Here is a 19485-nt window from a genome sequence, read left to right as displayed (position 1 = left end):
GCTTAAACGGACGAACTATGAAAAAGTCACTATTTCTTTTATTACCTCTTGTTGTTACAAGTGCTCATGCTGTTTATGTTGATGTTCGTCATGAATATCTGGATGACAGTAAAGCCAATTATGACCGCGCTTATATTTCTCATCGTTTTAATAATGGTTTTGGGTTTGCTCTTGAAGCCATTGCAAAATCGGGTGGTGATGATACCAATAAGCCGTTTAATGATATGGAAGTACAAGGTAACGAATATACTGCGAGCTATCAGTTTACTCGTGGTGCAGTCGCCTGGCAGCCAGGGATTGTTCTGGAAACCGGTAATGGTTACTCGGTATATAAACCTTACATTAGAGCCACATGGACTCTAAATGAGAGTTGGTGGGTAGGTGCTCGTTACCGCTTCGAGTATGTACGACGCTCTTCCGATGAGCGGAATGATGACACCATCAACCGTATGGATGCGTGGGCCGGATATAAATGGAATAATTTTGACTGGATCGTTGAAGGTATTTATAAAAAGGCTGACAAATACGATTTATATGACGGTGGGAAAGACAATTTCGAATATAACTTCAGAACTGCCTATATGATTGGTCAATGGTCTCCGTTTGTCGAAGTAGGGAATGTTTCAGTAAAAAGCACCAGCGATGAACGTCAAACTCGTTTCCGTGTAGGTGTTGGCTATACGTTCTAAGAAAATATTATCGTCTAGTTTCTGAACATATCTGAAATTAATCCGGCTGAGTAATGAACAGTCGGGTTTATGTATTTCAAGGTAACTATTAGAAAAACGTATAATAAAGGCAAGATGACTAAATGTGATCTTGTCTCCATTTTTTAATGAACAATTTTTGTTTCTTAAAAATCATGCATTGTTTACCTTCTTTACTGTCAAAAATTCAAGGTGAGAACGTCTCTCACTCTCTATGATCTGTGCTCATTGTATCGGTTGAGGATTGAGAGAATGGCACAATTACACGGCTTTGATTTCTTCACGTCTGGTCATGCTTCTGTTGCGATTGAACCACGCGCTCCTCAATGCGCCTTTCCAGAACACGATCATGATTTTTTTGAAATTGTGATTGTTGAAAATGGAACGGGGATACATGTCTTCAATGGTTTGCCCCATACCCTCAGCAAAGGGATGGTGTGCTTTGTTCGTGACCACGACCGGCATTTGTACGAGCACACCGAAAACCTGTGTCTGACAAACGTGCTTTATCGTTCCCCACAAGCATTCCAGTTTATTTCTGGGCTCGATAAGCTGCTGCCGCAGGAACAAGAAGGCAACTACCCTTCGCATTGGCGCGTCAATCAGTCAGTTTTGCAGCAAGCTCGCCCGCTTATCGATCAAATGGTGCAATGCAATAGCGACAATATCCACTCCATCGCCAGCCGCGAAGTGCTGTTCATGCAATTGTTAGTGCTGCTACGTAAAACTAGCCTGAATGAATGCGGCACTGAATGCGGTAAAGATAATGATATGCAGCTTAGCCATTTGATTATGTGGCTTGAGGATAACTTTGCCGCTGATGTCAATTGGGAGCAGCTGGCTGATACGTTTTCTCTGTCGCTGCGTACCTTGCATCGCCAAATGAAACAGCAAACAGGTTTGACGCCTCAGCGCTACCTTAATCGTCTGCGTCTGATTAAGGCTCGCCATTTGTTGCGCCACAGCGAGGGGAGCGTGACTGACATTGCGTTTGACTGTGGATTTGGTGACAGCAACCACTTCTCTACCCTATTTAAACGTGAGTTTAGTTGGTCACCACGTGATATTCGCCAGGGGCGTGACATCCAACTTCAGTAACGCGAAGAAAATCACCCTTTTAGCTTCACTTTAAAGAGATAATGATAGATCGTTGTCTTTTGAAGTGAGCATTCTGTGACCAGCCAGCTAATTCTGCGAAAATCTGACTTCTTCTCGAGTAGCGAGCAAGCCGTTAACGTGGCTGAACGCTATCCGCAGGATGTTTTTGCCGAACATACCCATGAGTTCTGCGAGTTGGTCATTGTCTGGCGAGGAAATGGTTTACACGTTCTCAACGATCGGCCCTATCGCATCACGCGTGGCGATTTATTCTATATTCGTGCACAAGACTGCCACTCATACACCTCCGTAAACGACCTCGTTTTACAGAATGTCATCTACTGTCCTGAACGGCTGAAACTGAATCTTGACTGGAAAGCGCTGATCCCAGGTTTTGAGGAAGGGTTGTTTCAACCATACTGGCGCCTTGGTAGCGGTGGCATGAATCCCGTACGGCAAATTATCACCCAGATAGAACAAGAAAGCCGGAGTGCTGGCGCCTTTTCGTTTAGTTTGACTGAATCACTTTTTGCTCAGTTGTTGATAACGTTGCACCGGTATCGCTTTGCCGTTGACAGCGGGCCGGTGACGTCCAGCGAAACGCTATTAGATAAGCTGATTACAGCCCTGGTCGGAAATCTGGAACGTACGTTTGTTCTTGAGCAGTTCTGCCATGAAAATCAATGCAATGAGCGAGCTTTGCGGCAACAATTCCGTCAGCAGACGGGCATGTCCGTGAACAATTATTTGCGCCAGTTACGGATTTGCCATGCGCAATATCTTCTTCGCCATACGGATTATATGATCAGTGAAGTGGCAACGCGCTGTGGCTTTGAAGACAGTAACTATTTTTCAGTGGTGTTTACGCGGGAAACGCAGATGACACCGAGCCAGTGGCGACAACGTCATCCCATAACTTGAAGACACTGCACCCGGGTTTACCGAGTGCAGTGGTGTTATTACATTACGCCCAACAGACGTGGTAAGAACAACGTAATTTCAGGGACATAGGTAATGACAAACAAGACGGCAATGATGGCAATATAGAACGGAATCAGTGGTTTTATCACCTCTTCTACTTTCACCTTACCGACACTCGCCCCGACATACAGCCCACTTCCCACTGGCGGTGTTATGGTGCCTATCGCCAGGTTGTAGATCATCAAGATCCCGAAGTGCACCGGATCGACACCCAGTTTCACCATAATCGGCAGCAGGATTGGGGTGAAAATCAGGATCGCCGGGCCGATATCCATAAAGGCACCAATCACCAGCAAGAAGATGGTCACGACGAGCAATATCACCAGCTTGTTATCGGAGATGCCGAGAATCAAATCACTCAGCGCCGCAGGAATGTTGGTTATCGACATGGAGAACGACATCGCTGAGGAGGTCGCTAACAGGAACATAATGACCCCTGTCATCACCACTGTCTGCGTCAGGATGTCTGGCAGATCTTTGATCTTGATAGTTTTGTATAAGAACATGGTGAGCAGCAAGGTATACACCACGGCAATGGCAGAGGCTTCGATAGCCGTGAAGATCCCCTGCACAATCCCACCCACAATGATAACAATCAGCAGCAGGCTTGGAACCGCTTCAAGCGTCACTTTCAGCGCCATACCTTTTTGCAGCGCAAAGAAGACACGGTAGTTATTGCGTTTGGCAACGACCAGCGTCACCAGCATACAACCCACGCCCCATAACAGCCCCGCCACCAGGCCGCCGGCAAACAGCGCGGCGATAGAGGTGCCACCACTGGCCAGTGCGTAAAGAATGAAAGCGGTGGTCGGTGGAATCAACATGCCTGTCGGTGCGGAAGCGATATTCACTGCAGCGGCAAAACTACGGCTGTAACCCTCTTTCGCACTCATTGGCACCATCACGCCACCAATGGAAGTCGACGCGGCGATGGCAGAGCCTGAGATAGCACCAAACATCATATTGCCGATGATATTGGTGTAAGACAGCGAGCCTGGCAGTTTGCCGGTAAACAGTTTCGCGAAGTTCACAAGCCTGGCGGCGACCCCACCGCTGTTCATTATCACCCCTGACAGCACGAAGAACGGCACGGCCAGCAAGGCAAAACTGTCGAGGCTGGAGAACATTTTCTGTGCGGTAGCAAACATCGAAATATCAAACGGTAATGCCAGCATCATCGTACCGCAAGACGCAATAACGATGCAGATACCAATAGGGGCGCCCATCGCGAGCAGCACCACAAACACGCTGATAAGCGTAAAGGAGGCAAGGATTGGATCAATCATGTTGTTTCTCCATGGCTGCGCTAGCATCACTCTGTGTGCTCATTGCTTTAACTAAATCAATGATGTTCATCAGGCTGTAAACAATGATCAATCCACCTGCCACAGGTAGCGCATAGTAAATTTTGCCCATCGGGATCCCCAGAGCCGGGGAAATTTGCAGCATGGAGATTGAGGAGATTTTCAGGCCGCCGATAATCAGCACCCAAATGGAGAAAGCAGCAAAGGTCACTTGCAGAATAATCATCCACCAGCGCCGGATCTCTGGCGACACTTTATCCACAAACAGCGTCAGGCTGATGTGCTGGTTCTTCCCTGCCACGAACGCCATACCCAGCATAGAAATCCAAACCAGAGAGAAGCGCAAAAGTTCTTCTGATGTCGTACTTGGCACCCCAATGATATAGCGGCTAATAACCTGCCAGCAGGCAATGCACACCATGACGGCCAGCAGCAGACAACACAAACTACCCAGGGTTTTATCGAGCCTTTTTCTTAACGTGTCCATGTTACTATCCTGTAGAAATTAACTTTTAGCTGACTGAATGTTTTGATACAGCGAATAGAGGGCAGGTTTGTCTTTCAACCCCTCATAAATTGGCTGTACTGCGTCCTGGAAGGGCTTCTTATCAATCTCAAAGAACTCGACCTTGAAATCTTTCATCGCTTGTTGGCGCGTCTTTTCGATTTCCTGATCCCATGCCGCTTTTTCAAATTCAATCGACGCTTTTACCGCCTCTTTAACGATCTGTTGTTGCTCCGGTGTCAGTTTTTCCAGCGTTAAGTTGCTCATCAGCAAAATGTCAGGAATACGAGTGTGCATGTCGTAGGTGTAGTAACGGGCCACTTCCCCGTGGCGGGCGATAGTCAGCGCAAATTCATTGTTTTCGGCGCCATCAAGAATGCCCTGTTGCAGCGAGGTGTAAACTTCGGCCTGACTCATAGCGATAGGTGAAGCACCCAGCAATTTGAGGGTGCGAATCGCAGTATCACTTTGCATCACGCGAATTTTTTTACCCTGAAGATCCTCGATTTTGCGCACAGGACCTTTACTCATATAAAAATTACGCGCTCCAGAGTCATACCAACCGATGCCGATAAAGCCTTGTGCCGCCGTAGACTGATAAACTGGCCCCATGACTTCGGGGTTATCCATCACTTTGTAATATTCTTTAACGTCAGCAAAGAGATACGGTAGAGAGAAGACGCCGTACATCGGCGAAAAGCTTTCCATCAGCCCGGATGACACTTTGGTAATGTCGACCACGCCCACTTGAGCCAGCTCAACCAGTTCGCGTTCGCCGCCAAGTTGCCCGTCCGGGAAATAAATGACTTTCACTTCACCCGAGGTTTTTTCTTCGATTTGTTTGCCAAGAAAATGAAGCGCGTCTTTAACGGGTTGGCTGTTTTCGGCGTAAGCCAGTCTTAGAACCGTTGCAGCATGAGATGGAAAAGCCAGGATAGGTAAACAGCATAAAAGTAAGGCACTCAATCTCCGTGATATTTTCATAACTCCCTCAAAATAACTATGGTCTTTCGTCTAGCAAAAATACGGGTCTAGCTAAGGTCATACCTTTTTCTTATTGCCATGCTGAAGGAAAAAGTGGCGTTGTGAGAAAGATTTGAAAACGCGTTTCACAATTCTAAATTTACAGAATTTAATGCTGAGAAACTGATGCGCTGTCCGTTCAAATAGTGATTTTTTCTAATTGATAACTAAATGTTATAACCTTATTAAAATTACGGCATTGATAAGCATTTTCAATATCATTTAATTAACTATAATGAACCAACTGCTTACGCGGCGTTAACAAGCTTTTGCGCCGTACATTAATCTACCCAAGCCCTTTTGAGTCGCAGGAAGGCGGCAAGTGAATGAGCCCCATTGAGCTTAGTGAACTAAGTGATTCGGTCGAGTGAACGCAGCCAACCCACCTACCGCTTGAAAGGTGACGGGTATAAATGGAGATGATGAACATGAGTTATACCCTGCCATCCCTGCCTTACGCTTATGACGCCCTGGAACCGCATTTCGACAAACAAACGATGGAAATCCATCACAGCAAACACCACCAGGCGTATGTCAATAACGCGAATGCAGCGCTGGAGTCCCTGCCAGAGTTCGCAGAACTGCCAGTTGAAGAGCTGATCGCTAAACTGGATCAACTGCCAGCTGACAAGAAAACCGTTCTGCGTAACAACGCAGGCGGCCACGCTAACCACAGCTTCTTCTGGAAAGGCCTGAAAACTGGCACCACCCTGCAAGGTGACCTGCAAGCAGCCATCGAGCGTGACTTCGGTAGCGTTGATGCTTTCAAAGCAGAATTTGAGAAAGCAGCAGCAACTCGTTTCGGCTCAGGCTGGGCGTGGCTGGTACTGCAAGGTGACAAACTGGCTGTGGTCTCTACCGCAAACCAGGACAGCCCACTGATGGGCGAAGCCGTTTCTGGCGTATCTGGTTTCCCAATCGTGGGTCTGGATGTGTGGGAACACGCTTACTACCTGAAATTCCAAAACCGTCGCCCTGACTACATCAAAGCATTCTGGGATGTGGTGAACTGGGACGAAGCAGCAGCACGTTTCGCTGCTAAAAAATAAGTTGCATTGCAACTGTACAGAGGCGAGCCTGATGGCTCGCTTTTTTTATATCTGTCGTCAGGCCACAGGGAGGAGCAAATGCACTATCCACTAAACGTTTATATTGGCAAAGTTCGTGAATATGCAGGCAGCAGGCCGAGCGCTATCGGCAAATATCAGGTCGACGGTGTGCTCAAGCTTACGGAACTGGGTCTGGAAGGCGATCTGCAGGCTGAAAAAATCATTCACGGCGGGCCGGATCGTGCCCTGTGCCACTATCCTCGTGAACATTATCTTGCCTGGGCACGGGAATTTCCTGAGCAGGCCGAGCAGTTTACCGCCCCCGCTTTCGGTGAAAACCTCTCAACGCAAGGGCTGACAGAACGCGATGTCCACATTGGGGATATTTTTCGCTGGGGGGACGCACTGATTCAGGTCACGCAACCGCGTTCACCGTGCTTCAAACTGAACTACCATTTTGGCATCAGTGACATGGCCTCATTGATGCAAAAGTCTGGGCGTATCGGTTGGTTATATCGCGTAGTGATGGCAGGGAATGTTTCGACCCAAGCGCCACTGGAGTTAGTTTCGCGCATAAGCGACGTTTCGGTTGCGGAAGCGATCGCCATCGCCTGGCATATGCCGTTCGACGACGAGCAGTATCATCGCTTGCTGAGTGCTGCTGGGCTGTCGGTGAGCTGGACGCGAACTATGCAGAAGAGACGGACTTCGGGGAAAGTTGAAGATAATTCCCGACGATTAATGGGCAAGTAAACGCCAGAAACGAAAAAACCCGCCGAGGCGGGTTTTTGAATTCTTAGCTTTGCTAACGCTAACCTTACAGGCTAGTTACGTTACCAGCAGCTGGGCCTTTAGCACCACTTTCGATGGTGAAAGACACTTTCTGGCCTTCGTCCAAAGACTTGTAGCCTTCGTTCAGGATAGCAGAGAAGTGAACGAACACGTCTTTTGAGCCATCGTCAGGAGTGATGAAGCCGAAGCCTTTATCAGAGTTGAACCATTTTACCAGACCAGTCATTTTGTTAGACATAGTTATTACCTTTTAAATTAAGTTTGCCTTCCGGCGCAATTGGAATGTTTTACAGATTTTTTAAAGCGATAAAGGAAGGTAGCTCACGTAGAAGGGTATCTATGATAACTTTCTGAGGACTGCGTTACTAAACTGCTTAAAGGTCTGTGTTTCAAACCGATGACGCATTAACTCATATATACGGCATGAATGACAAGGTTTATTTTAGCCGTCCACAGGGCTGGAGCTCAGGCCATCTCTGGGATTCCCCGTCATGCGACGGGGAAAATCACCATTACTGCATGGAGCTTTGCGCAGTCGAATATGCCTGCATAAACGCCTGATGCTGTGACGCCAGCGGAGCAATCAGCGAGTTGTACTGACTTGCCTGCTGTGAAGTTGGGAACTGAATACCACCAGCGGTAAAACCAACCTGAGTCCCCTGCTGCTGGATGAAATCACCCACTTGCACCAGTTGGGCCGTGAATGTTTGTGCCGCAGGAATCAATGGCGCCATCGCCGCTGCCGGAGCCGTCACCACTTTCTGATACACCTGATCGTAAACAGCTTTCAGCTCATCAGCTTGCTTCAGCGTGGAGCGCGCGCTGTCTGCCTGCATTTTGGCATTCTGCACTTGCTGGCCTAATACGTTAAGCGAACCATTCGCCTCGCGCAGTGGCCCACTCTGGGTCATATAATCTTGCGGTACACGAATGCTCGTTACGCTATCAGCAACGGGCTTCATGCCATCATCCATTACCTGATTCATCTGTTGGGAGAAGCCATACAGAATCGCGTAATCAGAAACCAGCGGACCAAATTGCTTTTTCTGATCGGCGGTCAGTGTCGGCAAACGTTCACCACTGCGCATCGCCGTATTTTGCAAGAAATCAATAAACGCCTTACGTTGATCGCCTTCTTTATCAAAGCAACCACTCAGGCTCACCACCACTAAAATTGCCGCAAGCGGCGCAAACCAGCGTGACCAGGACTTACCTGTCGCCATCTTTTCTACTCCTTTCATCATTCAGTGCCAAAGCGAAAATGCGTACCCAATAATGCTGCTAAGGATAGTCCAACCTGACTTTGCAAGATACCCTTTACTATTAATCTCTTTAAGGCAAATTTGCGCTGTAATGGTGCACTTTTATACAGCAGCCTGCACCTTACTGGCGCATTGCAACCTGACAGTGCATAGCGCCTAAAAACCGCTAACTTACTGTAACCAAAAGATAAAACTACACACATTCAGATCTGGCATCTATTTTGCTGATATCACCTTGCAGGGGTGATAAGCGGGTAACCGATGTCGCCACACAATTTGGAAATGGATCACTAGGGTTCCGGTCGAAAGATGCTGGTCCGAGAGTGATCGACCGCCCTCTGGCGGTTACACGGCGGGACAAAAGCCCGGGAGGATAAGCGACCATTGCGCGCCGCCCTCCTGCACCTTTTTCCGCAACCGTCAGAGGAATCGCCATGCTTAAAGCTTGCCACCGTGGAATCTTGTTTGCCGCTCTCGCGTTGTTTAGCGTCAGCGCCTTCGCAGCAAAACCCACCTTCAAACTCTGCTGGTCTATTTATGCAGGCTGGATGCCCTGGGATTACGCCCAACAAAATGGCATCGTCAAAAAATGGGCTGACAAATACGGTATCGATATCAAGTTCGTGCAGGTCAATGACTATATCGAATCCGTCAACCAATACACCGCAGGTGGATTTGACGGTTGCACCATGACCAACATGGATGCACTGACCATTCCCGCGGCCGGTGGTGTAGACAGCACCGCATTGATTATTGGCGACTACTCCAACGGCAACGACGGCATTCTTTCGAAATCTGCAAAATCCGTTGCTGAATTAAAAGGCCAGCCGATTAACCTGGTCGAACTCTCTGTTTCCCACTATCTACTGGCGCGTGCGCTGGAAAAATCAGGCTTGAGCGAACGCGATGTCAAAGTCGTTAACACGACTGATGCCGATCTGGTTGCGGCGTTTACCACGCCGGATGTGAAATCTATCGTCACCTGGAACCCGCTACTGGCTGAAGCTCAGAAACAGCCAGGGGCTAAACCTCTGTTCACCTCCGCGCAAATCCCTGGGGAAATCCTCGACCTGTTGGTGGTCAATACCGCCACGCTGAAAGCACACCCGGAACTGGGTAAAGCGTTGACGGGTGCATGGTTTGAAACCATGAAAGCGATGCAAGGTGAATCGGAAACGGCCAAAACGGCACGCACTCAAATGGGCCAGGCCGCAGGTACCGATTTAGCCGGTTTTGACGCACAGCTTGCTGCAACCCACCTCTTCAGTGACCCGAAACTGGCGCTCGATTTCACCGACAGCCCACAACTGAAAGCCACCATGCAGATGGTCGCCGAATTCTCCTTCAAGCACGGTTTGTTAGGTGAGGCCGCTCCGGCCGCTGACGTTGTCGGTATCACCACGCCCGCCGGTAACTGGGGCGACGCCAACAACACCAAACTGCGCTTTAGCAATGAATTCATTCAACTTGCTGTAAGCAACCAGTTGTAAAACCGGAGGTGCCCAATGCGCAAAATCATTAACTACCAACCCCAGCCAATGACCCGAGTGCTGATGGGCGCCTTACCGTTAGTTGCGGTGATCTTCTTTTATCTGGTGGCCTCTGATGCCCGACTGGCCGCCAACAGTTACGACAAACTGCTTCCAGGGTTTGATGCGATGTGGACGGCTATTGACCGCATGGCGTTCACACCAAGCCCACGCACCGGGGAATATTTGCTGTGGACGGACACCGTCGCCAGCATGCTGCGCTTACTGGTAGGCGTGGGATTTAGTGCGTTACTGGCGCTGATTTTTGGCCTGTTTTGCGGTGCGTTACCGGTTGTGCGTTCGGTACTGTCTCCACTGATTACGCTTATCGCGCTGATACCGCCGCTGGCTATCTTACCCATCTTATTTATCAGCTTTGGGTTGGGTGAAGTCTCGAAGGTGGTGCTGATCGTTATCGGTATCACGCCGTTTATCGTGCGCGATTTACAGCTTCAGGTGCTGGCCATTCCCCATGAACAACTGGTGAAAGCACAGACACTTGGCGGCCACAGCGCGCAAATACTCTGGCGCGTCATTCTGCCACAACTGCTGCCCCGCCTCATTGACGCGGTGCGTTTATCACTGTGCTCCGCCTGGTTATTCCTGATTGCCGCAGAAGCTATTGCAGCAACTGAAGGCCTCGGCTATCGCATTTTCCTGATGCGCCGCTACATGGCGATGGACGTCATCCTGCCCTATGTGGCGTGGATAACGCTGCTCGCTTTCACTCTCGACTTGTTGCTGCGCGTGATTAACCGCCGCTGCTTCCCGTGGTACTACGCAAAATAAGGAGGCGCTATGGCGTTGCTCGAACTGAAAAATATCGAAAAACATTATGGCGACCAAGTGGTACTGGAAAGACTCAACGTTAGCGTCGAGGAGGGTGAGTTTGTCTCGATTGTTGGCGCATCTGGCTGTGGGAAAACCACTTTTCTGAAGATGTTGCTCGGCACGGAAACAGCGACCAAAGGCGATTTTTTGCTGGATGGTAAACCGATTTCGCAAGAACCCGACGCCCAGCGTGGCGTGGTCTTCCAGCGTTACTCGGTGTTCCCTCACCTGACGGTGATTGGCAACGTGATGCTGGCCGAGGAGTTCAGTACTGCCCGTTGGCTTGGGCGCGTGTGGGGTAAGAAGCGCCAGGAAATTCGTGAACGCGCTCGCGCCATGCTCGACCAGGTCGGTTTATTACCCGCGCAGAACAAGTATCCGCACCAGCTTTCCGGCGGGATGCAGCAGCGCCTGGCGTTGGCTCAGGCATTGATGAAACAGCCACGCATTTTGCTGCTCGACGAACCTTTTGGCGCACTCGACCCAGGTATTCGTAACGAAATGCACGTGCTGATTAGCGACCTGTGGGAGCGCCATCACCTGACCATTTTCATGATTACACACGACTTGAAAGAAGGGTTCTCACTGGGTTCGCGGCTGTGGGTGTTCGACAAGATTCGTCACGACCCGCAAGCGCCAGACCGCTGGGGGGCGAGCATTACTTACGACATCCCGCTCGATAAAAAACCGGCCAACCTGATGAATGCCGAACCTGAACGTAAAGTTGCCTGAAATAAGGAGCCAATATGACCTATCAAACTGAATTGCCCGCAGGCAGCCACTGGTCGCTGGTTATGCGCCGTGGCACAGCTTTAACGCTGACCGACATCCACGGTGGCGTCAACGCAGCCGCCCTCTTCTACAACCCGGAAAACTTGCTGGAACGCTACAACGCGCCAGACACGTTGAAATGCCAGCACACCTTCCGCTTAACTGCCGGGCACTGCCTTTATTCCGACATGGGTCGCATTTTCTGCGGCATCGAAAAAGACAGTTTCGGTTGGCATGAAACGGTATGTGGAAGCAGTAACGCCGCACAAATAGCCGAACAATTCGGCGCACTGAACTATCAGCAAGCCCGCAACGAACGTCATCAAAATGGGTATGACAGTTTCCTTATCGAACTGGCGAAATATGGTCTTGGCAAACGCGATATGGCGGCCAACGTTAACTTCTTTGCCAAAGTCACTGCGAGCGATGAAGGCGATTTACAGCTGGAGCAGCAAGGTGAAGTGGGAGCGTCAGTGACGCTACGCTTTGCGATGGACACCCTGGTTATCCTGCACACCTGCCCGCACCCGCTGAATGTGGCGCAAGAATATCCTCGCCAGTCACTCGGTATCCAGCTTGATGCCCACCGCCAGCCGCTGCCGGAAATCTGCCTGCAACGTGAAGAAAACTGTCGCGGCCTGCATAACAACGAACTCTATATCCTGACTGAAGGAGCCTGCGGATGCTGACTGAAAGCTCACGCCACCCACAAAATGCCCATCTGCGTTCCACGGTAAATGCCGGGGATTATTGGGTGTATCGTCTGGAAGAAGGCCAAACCTTGCGTATCACTGATCTGGAAGGCAATCAGGCGGCAGACACGCTGTTTTATAATGCTGATGATACTGCCGAGCGTTATAGCGTGACGGACACGTTACGTGGCCAGCGCAACGTCTTTCTGACTAGCGGTAGCGTTTTACGTTCAAACGAAGACCGCCCGATGCTGGAAATTGTTGCGGATACTTGCGGGCGGCACGACACGCTTGGTGGTGCGTGTGCCACAGAGAGTAATACCGTGCGTTATTCGCTGGAAAAACGACACATGCACGCATGCCGTGACAGCTGGCTGCTCGCCGTGGCGCAACACCCTGAATATGGCCTCACACGTCGCGACATCACTCACAACATCAATTTCTTTATGAACGTCCCTGTCACCCAAGAAGGTGGCCTGAACTTTGCTGATGGTATTTCAGCGCCAGGGAAATACGTCGAACTGGTGGCGAAAATGAACGTTCTGGTGATGATTTCCAACTGCCCACAGCTCAACAATCCCTGCAACGGTTACAACCCAACGCCGATTGAAGTCGCCGTCTGGTAACACTTTAAGCGCTGCGGGACGCCCCGCACTCTAGCGCCCGAATTGACAGCAGGACGACCTGCGAGCCTGAGAATCGGTTATGTTTAAACGAGTTTTGATTGCCAACCGTGGCGCGATTGCTGTGCGCATTATCCGTACCCTGAAGCAAATGGGCATCACCGCCATTGCAGTTTACGCCGAAGCCGATAAACACTCCCAGCATGTGCGCCAGGCTGATTTCGCCTTTTCATTAGGCGACGGTAACGTACGCGAAACGTACCTGAATCAGGACAAACTGTTTGCCATCCTCAAGGAGAGTGGCGCCGAAGCGGTTCATCCGGGATACGGTTTCTTGAGTGAAAACGCCAGTTTCGTCGAACGCTGCGACACAGAAAACGTGGTATTCCTTGGCCCGACCGTTGAGCAAATGGCGGCTTTCGGCTTAAAACATCGTGCCCGCGAACTGGCTGAATTAAATAACGTGCCGCTGCTTTCTGGTAGCGGTTTACTGACCTCGCTTGACGTCGCATTAACCGAAGCAGAACGCATTGGTTATCCGGTGATGCTTAAAAGCACCGCAGGTGGCGGTGGGATTGGCATGCAACGCTGTGATGACGCTGCTGCATTGAACGATGCATTTAGTCGTGTAAAACGACTCGCAGGCAACAACTTCTCCGACGATGGCGTCTTTTTAGAGAAATTTATCGCTCGCGCTCGCCATATCGAAGTGCAGGTTTTTGGCGATGGTGCAGGTCAGGTCATTGCCCTTGGCGAACGGGATTGTTCCGCACAACGCCGTAACCAGAAAGTCATCGAAGAAACCCCTGCCCCACGTTTGTCAGATGCAACCCGCGCGGCATTACATCGCACGGCGGTGGAGCTTTGCCAGGCGGTGAATTACCGCAGCGCCGGAACGGTGGAATATGTTTACGACGATGTCAGCGAGCAATTCTGGTTCCTTGAAGTGAACACGCGTTTGCAGGTAGAGCATGGCGTCACCGAGTTGGTCTACGGCGTAGATATTGTGAGCTGGATGGTCACCCTGGGTGCCAATGAATTGCCTACATTAGAAACATTGCGCACTTCACCGCAAGGCCACGCCATTCAGGTGCGAGTGTATGCAGAAGATCCGGCGAAAAACTTCCAGCCCGTTGCCGGGTTGCTGAGTGAAGTCGAATTCCCTGCGACGGTTGATGGCGCTGCACTGCGCATCGACCACTGGCTGGCGACGGGCTGCGAAGTCTCACCATTTTATGATCCGATGTTGGCAAAAGTGATTGTTCATGCCGACACGCGCGAGCAGGCCCTGGTATCGCTGGCAGAAGCATTGCGGCAAACGTCGCTGTATGGCATCGAAACCAACCTAAACTGGTTGCGATATTTACTCACTATGCCTGAAGTGCAAGAAGGGCGAGTGATTACGGCAACGCTGGGCGGTATTAACTGGCAACCCGCCACACTGGATGTGTTAACCGGTGGAACAATGACCACTATTCAGGATGCGCCAGGTCGTAGCGGCTACTGGCACGTTGGTGTGCCGCCTTCTGGTCCATTCGATAGCCGTGCTTTTATGCTTGGCAACCAGCTTTTAGGTAACGACGAACAGGCTGCGGGGCTGGAAATCACCTTGCGCGGCCCGACTTTGCGCTTTAACCAGCCATGCGCATTTGTGCTAACGGGTGCTGAAATTGCCGCGAAGTTGGATGACAAAACCCTGGCAACCGGTGTGGTGATTAACGCAAACGCCGGGCAAACATTAGTATTGGGTGACATTATCGGCGCGGGTTGCCGTAGCTATTTGCTACTGGCAGGCGGGCTTAATTGCCCAGAGTATCTGGGTAGCCGCAGTACTTTCACGCTGGGTAAATTTGGTGGGCACGCGGGGCGCGCACTGCGGGCCGGAGATGTGTTGCATCTTGCAGCACCTCAGCACCGTGCCGCCGCGCCGTTAGTGGCCAACGACTATCCCGCGCTCAGCAATAGCTGGCAGCTGCGGGTGGTTTACGGGCCGCACGGCGCACCGGAGTTTTTCACCGAACGTGATATTCAGGAATTTTTCGCCGCTCGCTGGCAAGTTCATTACAATTCCAGCCGCACCGGTATTCGTCTGATTGGCCCGAAACCCACCTGGGCACGTAGCGATGGCGGTGAGGCGGGAATGCATCCGTCGAATATTCATGACAACGCTTACGCGTTTGGCACGGTAGATTTCACCGGTGATATGCCTGTTATCCTCGGCCCGGATGGCCCGTCGCTCGGCGGTTTTGTCTGCCCGGCAACCGTGATTAGCGATGACCTGTGGAAATTAGGGCAACTCAAAGCCGGGGATACGATTGAGTTTGTGCCGGTGAGTTTGAGTGAAGCGGATGGCTTTCGTAGGGAGTTGGATGACGCAGGCTTAACCGAGCGACAAAATCCTGTTATCTACCATGATCCCGCCAACAACGGCATGCCATCTGTCACTATCCGCGCGGCAGGGGATCGCTTCTTGCTGGTCGAGTACGGCGAGCAAATGTTGGATATCGCGCTGCGTTTTCGCGTTCACGCCTTAATGCAGTGGCTTGAATCTCATCCCCAGGAAGGCCGGCTGGAACTCACACCGGGGATCCGCTCGCTGCAAATTCACTTCGATAACCGTCTTTGCCCACGCCAACAACTGCTGGAAACCGTGGTGGCGGCCGACAAAGCTCTGGGCGATTTGCAAAACGCTAAAGTCCCGTCGCGTACCGTCTGGCTGCCCCTTAGCTGGGATGATGCCGCTTGCCGCGAAGCTATCACGCGTTACACCCAGTCGGTGCGCCCTGGTGCGCCATGGTGCCCGAGCAACATCGAATTCATTCGCCGTATCAATGGGCTTGAGTCAGTTGAGCACGTCAAAAAAATTGTCTTTGACGCCCGTTATTTAGTCATGGGATTGGGGGATGTTTATCTCGGTGCCCCTGTCGCCACACCGCTTGACCCACGCCATCGTCTGGTGACCACAAAATACAACCCGGCTCGTACCTGGACTGCAGAAAACTCCGTGGGTATTGGTGGCGCGTATATGTGTGTCTACGGAATGGAAGGGCCTGGCGGCTATCAGTTTATTGGCCGCACATTGCAAATGTGGAACCGTGATCGCCAGACTGAGGTGTTCACTAAACCCTGGCTGCTGCGCTTCTTCGACCAGATTCGTTTCTATGAAGTGAGTGCTGAAGAGTTGTTATCAATACGCGAAAGTTTCCCGTGGGGTGATTATCCGCTGCGTATTGAAGAAGGGGAATTTAGCCTCAGTGCTTATCAGCAGATGCTTGAGCAGGAGGCGGAAACTATCGACACCTTCCAGCAACTGCGCCAGCACGCGTTTGATGAGGAACTGGCTCGTTGGCGGGCAGAAGGCCAATTCACCTTCGATAGTCGCCTGGATGAGACACAGGAAAACGAAGAGTTTATTCCCGATTCCTGCTGCGGCGTAGAAAGCCAAGTCGCAGGCAGCGTATGGCAATGGCTGGTGGAACCTGGCGAGCAAGTGAAAGCCGGGCAAACTCTCGGCATTCTGGAGTCCATGAAGATGGAAATCCCCATTACGTCACCCGTAGATGGCGTTATTCGCACCTTCCAGCGCCAACAAGGGCATCAAGTGCAAGCAGGGCAATTGCTGATGGTGATTGAAACTGCGGCTTAATCTGCTGTTGTGAACAGCAGCGTGGCGGGTGGTGAATCGCTACCCGCCCCTTTCGTGTTAATTAATTGTTAACCCACTCACAATTACGCACTGAGAAGGGTTAAGTTTAAACCATTAATATTTATAATGTTATTGCTAACGAGCAGGCTCTCTCTTTCTTGTCAGTACGATAATCGCACACAAACACCTGCCGAATGATTGCCCTACAGCCTGTCGAGTGGTTTTATTTAACAGTCGATTAACGAATCTTTGTTCGATAATCGGACAACCCAGAATCACTCCGACAAACTTCGCCCGACTCAACAATCTGGCCATAGTTTGCAACTATTGCAGGACTTGCCTTATGACAAAGACAACAACAGCTGATATTCAGGCATTTATAAATAATAATCGGTTTTCCAGGTACCAATGGATGATCCTCGTGCTGTGTTTCATCACAGTGGCACTGGACGGATTCGATACTGCGATTATTGGTTTTATCGCCTCCGACCTGGTGCGGGAATGGGGCGTGCAGAAATCTGACCTTGGCCCAGTAATGAGTGCCGCACTGGTTGGGCTGGCGGTGGGTGCATTAACCGCAGGGCCGATGGCTGACCGCATTGGGCGTAAAAAAGTGCTGGTCCTGTCAATTCTGGTATTCGGCAGTTTTAGCCTGCTGACGGCCTTTGCCAACAGCCTGACATCCCTCGCCTTGCTGCGCTTCCTCACGGGACTGGGTTTAGGCGCGGCCATGCCAAACGCCGCAACATTAATGTCGGAATACGCCCCAGAACGTAAACGCGCCTTACTGGTCAACCTGATGTTTGTCGGTTTCCCAATTGGCTCGTCAATGGGCGGTTTTATCTCCGCGTGGATGATCCCACATTACGGCTGGCAAAGCGTACTGGTGCTGGGCGGCGTGATGCCATTGATTCTGTCGGTGGTGCTGATGATTTGGCTTCCTGAATCGGCACGTTATCTGGTGGTAAAAAACAAACCGCAGAAAGACATCGCCACCATTTTGCAACGCATTGCCCCCCTGCCATCAGGCGAAAACCTGCGCTTCGTGCTTAACGAAGTGGGCGGCCACATGAAAGATAAAACCGCGCTTGGCGTGATTTTCTCACCACGTTATCTGGTCGGAACGTTGATGCTGTGCCTGACCTATTTCATGGGCCTGCTGATTTTCTATCTCTTGACCAGTTGGCTGCCACTGTTGATTCGTGAGACCGGTGCAACATTGAGCCAGGCGTCGATTATCACCGCATTGTTCCCACTCGGTGGCGGTATTGGCGTGCTGATTATTGGTGCGCTGATGGATAAGGTGAACCCGAACAAAGTGGTCGCGGTCGGATATTTGCTGACAGGGCTGTTCGTCTGCCTGGTGGGCTTCTGCACATCAAGCCTGGTGCTAATGGGCGTGATGGTGTTTATCGCCGGGACGATTATGAATGGAGCACAATCCTCAATGCCAGCGCTTGCGGCAGGCTTCTATCCAACCCAGGGTCGTGCAACTGGCGTGGCGTGGATGCTAGGGCTTGGGCGTTTCGGTGGGATCCTGGGGGCGTTCAGTGGCGCATTCCTGATGCAAGCTGAGCTGTCGTTCAAAACCATCTTTATGCTGCTGGCGATCCCGGCGGTAATCTCAGCCTCCGCACTGATGGTGAAATCCTGGGCCGGCCAGCGCACACCTGGCGAAACCCGCACTGAAAATCGCGAACTGGGTAACATTACGCAAAAAGCATGATGGAAAATTTTTTAACTGCGGCGGGCTTGCCCCGCCGTTTTGCATAAATTGTCTAACCATTTACAATTTTATACTAACTCCCCCACTCCGCAGTATTTTCAATTCCTTATGCCGCTTAGGTTTTTTGCTGAAACGCATAAGCCACTTTTTGCTTAAAATTAGTTAGCCTCGCGACCATCGTCACGCTTTTTTTCGAACTACGCTTAATGAGCTTCTTACGTGTTCACTGTCCATTGTGTGATTTATGAGGAGTACTCGATGGAATATAAAGATCCAATGTATGAGCTACTCAGTAACCTTGAGCAGATTGTTTTTAAAGATAAACAACAAACGCTGGCTCTTAATGATAAGCCCAATGCATTTTCTGAATTTGAACAGCTGAGAAAAAGTACCGGGCTTAAGATTGATGATTTTGCCCGTGCGATGGGCGTTAGTGTTGCAATGGTAGAGGAGTGGGAATCAAAACGACTCAGACCCTCCAATACCGAACTCAAATTGATGCGCTTAATGCAGGCAAATCCAACAATCAGTAAACAATTGATGGAATGAATGAGTACTTTGTACCCTGATGCCTTAATCAAAACCCCGCCAATGCGGGGTTTGTTGTTTCTTGAGTCTACGAAAATAGTATGAAATCAGCAGTAATATCCTGAAACCAGACCTGTATCACTCCCAAAACAGCCGATCTAATCCATAACTTAAGGAGGGTTATTAACGAGAAAACAAAAGGAGGTTGTATGTCTAAGAAAATCTTGGTTCCTATCGATATCTCTGAGGTTGAGCTGGCACAACAGGTCATCCCTCATGTAGAAGGATATGCAAGACAAGACGATGCCATGATCCACTTCCTGACGGTTATCCCAGACTATACCTATTTTGCCTCGTACGGGCTGGGCTACACATCGGTTGCGCCGGATGCCAGAGAAAGAGAAGTGGAAACCATGAA

18 protein-coding genes, 1 pseudogene and 1 riboswitch are annotated in these 19485 nt (G+C 50.5%); of the genes and pseudogenes, 14 read left to right on the top strand and 5 right to left on the bottom strand.

Going from position 1 to position 19485, the window contains the following annotated elements:
- Positions 1-17 precede the first annotated feature (17 nt).
- The 3 genes from VJY99_RS17560 (at position 18) to rhaR (ending at position 2726) form a co-directional block, all read left to right on the top strand.
- Positions 18-689, top strand: coding sequence for an oligogalacturonate-specific porin KdgM family protein (locus tag VJY99_RS17560; protein ID WP_324120774.1), 672 nt, complete (start codon positions 18-20; stop codon positions 687-689).
- A 270-nt stretch (positions 690-959) separates the two neighbouring features.
- Positions 960-1805, top strand: coding sequence for an HTH-type transcriptional activator RhaS (gene rhaS, locus VJY99_RS17555; protein WP_324120772.1), 846 nt, complete (start codon positions 960-962; stop codon positions 1803-1805).
- A gap of 75 nt (positions 1806-1880) precedes the next feature.
- A complete protein-coding gene (rhaR, locus tag VJY99_RS17550) occupies positions 1881-2726 on the top strand; it encodes an HTH-type transcriptional activator RhaR (protein ID WP_324120770.1) in 846 nt (281 codons plus the stop codon).
- Positions 2727-2764: 38 nt separating this feature from the next.
- Here rhaR and VJY99_RS17545 read toward each other — a convergent pair whose 3' ends face one another.
- The 3 genes from VJY99_RS17545 to VJY99_RS17535 are packed head-to-tail and all read right to left on the bottom strand — an operon-like array spanning position 2765 to position 5579.
- Complete coding sequence (locus tag VJY99_RS17545) at positions 2765-4072, bottom strand: TRAP transporter large permease (protein ID WP_324120768.1); 1308 nt, start codon at positions 4070-4072, stop codon at positions 2765-2767.
- Complete coding sequence (locus VJY99_RS17540; protein ID WP_324120766.1) at positions 4065-4577, bottom strand: TRAP transporter small permease; 513 nt, start codon at positions 4575-4577, stop codon at positions 4065-4067. Before VJY99_RS17540 ends, VJY99_RS17545 begins: the two co-directional genes overlap by 8 nt.
- An 18-nt stretch (positions 4578-4595) precedes the next feature.
- The gene (locus VJY99_RS17535; RefSeq protein WP_324120764.1) at positions 4596-5579 is read right to left on the bottom strand and encodes a TRAP transporter substrate-binding protein; all 984 of its coding nucleotides are present in this window, start codon (positions 5577-5579) and stop codon (positions 4596-4598) included.
- Between the two features lie 467 nt (positions 5580-6046).
- On the opposite strand from VJY99_RS17535, the gene sodA reads away from it, so the two are divergent.
- Both sodA and yiiM read left to right on the top strand, forming a co-directional pair.
- A complete protein-coding gene (gene sodA, locus VJY99_RS17530; RefSeq protein WP_324120763.1) occupies positions 6047-6667 on the top strand; it encodes a superoxide dismutase [Mn] in 621 nt (206 codons plus the stop codon).
- A gap of 78 nt (positions 6668-6745) precedes the next feature.
- The gene (gene yiiM / locus VJY99_RS17525) at positions 6746-7420 is read left to right on the top strand and encodes a 6-hydroxyaminopurine reductase (RefSeq protein ID WP_324120761.1); all 675 of its coding nucleotides are present in this window, start codon (positions 6746-6748) and stop codon (positions 7418-7420) included.
- A 64-nt stretch (positions 7421-7484) separates the two neighbouring features.
- On the opposite strand, the gene cspE is transcribed toward yiiM, so the two are convergent.
- Together cspE and VJY99_RS17515 are read right to left on the bottom strand one after the other, a co-directional pair.
- Complete coding sequence (cspE, locus tag VJY99_RS17520; RefSeq protein WP_324120759.1) at positions 7485-7697, bottom strand: transcription antiterminator/RNA stability regulator CspE; 213 nt, start codon at positions 7695-7697, stop codon at positions 7485-7487.
- A gap of 274 nt (positions 7698-7971) precedes the next feature.
- The gene (locus VJY99_RS17515; protein WP_324120757.1) at positions 7972-8682 is read right to left on the bottom strand and encodes a DUF3053 domain-containing protein; all 711 of its coding nucleotides are present in this window, start codon (positions 8680-8682) and stop codon (positions 7972-7974) included.
- 318 nt (positions 8683-9000) lie between these two features.
- Positions 9001-9095, top strand: a riboswitch (guanidine-I (ykkC/yxkD leader).
- Between the two features lie 60 nt (positions 9096-9155).
- Here VJY99_RS17515 and VJY99_RS17510 point away from each other — a divergent pair.
- From VJY99_RS17510 to VJY99_RS17470, 9 genes and pseudogenes are all read left to right on the top strand, one after another.
- Positions 9156-10211: a putative urea ABC transporter substrate-binding protein gene (locus VJY99_RS17510; protein WP_324120755.1), complete on the top strand. Its 1056-nt coding sequence runs from the start codon at positions 9156-9158 to the stop codon at positions 10209-10211.
- Between the two features lie 15 nt (positions 10212-10226).
- Positions 10227-11039, top strand: coding sequence for an ABC transporter permease (locus tag VJY99_RS17505; protein ID WP_324120754.1), 813 nt, complete (start codon positions 10227-10229; stop codon positions 11037-11039).
- 9 nt (positions 11040-11048) lie between these two features.
- The gene (locus VJY99_RS17500; RefSeq protein WP_324120752.1) at positions 11049-11813 is read left to right on the top strand and encodes an ABC transporter ATP-binding protein; all 765 of its coding nucleotides are present in this window, start codon (positions 11049-11051) and stop codon (positions 11811-11813) included.
- 14 nt (positions 11814-11827) lie between these two features.
- Complete coding sequence (locus tag VJY99_RS17495) at positions 11828-12541, top strand: urea amidolyase associated protein UAAP1 (protein ID WP_324120750.1); 714 nt, start codon at positions 11828-11830, stop codon at positions 12539-12541.
- Complete coding sequence (locus tag VJY99_RS17490; RefSeq protein WP_324120748.1) at positions 12535-13170, top strand: urea amidolyase associated protein UAAP2; 636 nt, start codon at positions 12535-12537, stop codon at positions 13168-13170. Before VJY99_RS17495 ends, VJY99_RS17490 begins: the two co-directional genes overlap by 7 nt.
- A gap of 79 nt (positions 13171-13249) precedes the next feature.
- A complete protein-coding gene (uca, locus tag VJY99_RS17485; protein ID WP_324120747.1) occupies positions 13250-16813 on the top strand; it encodes an urea carboxylase in 3564 nt (1187 codons plus the stop codon).
- 343 nt (positions 16814-17156) lie between these two features.
- Positions 17157-18539, top strand: coding sequence for an MFS transporter (locus VJY99_RS17480; RefSeq protein ID WP_324120745.1), 1383 nt, complete (start codon positions 17157-17159; stop codon positions 18537-18539).
- Positions 18540-18797: 258 nt separating this feature from the next.
- On the top strand, positions 18798-19088 hold the full coding sequence (locus tag VJY99_RS17475; protein WP_324120744.1) for an HTH-type transcriptional regulator: 291 nt from the start codon (positions 18798-18800) through the stop codon (positions 19086-19088).
- 188 nt (positions 19089-19276) lie between these two features.
- Positions 19277-19485 (top strand): annotated as a pseudogene (locus VJY99_RS17470) (universal stress protein UspA); the annotation flags it as partial.

This window comes from Buttiauxella sp., assembly GCF_035271705.1.
GTDB lineage: Bacteria > Pseudomonadota > Gammaproteobacteria > Enterobacterales > Enterobacteriaceae > Buttiauxella.
The sequence above is the reverse complement of the archived record's forward strand: the minus strand, read 5'-3'. Positions and strand labels throughout refer to the sequence as shown.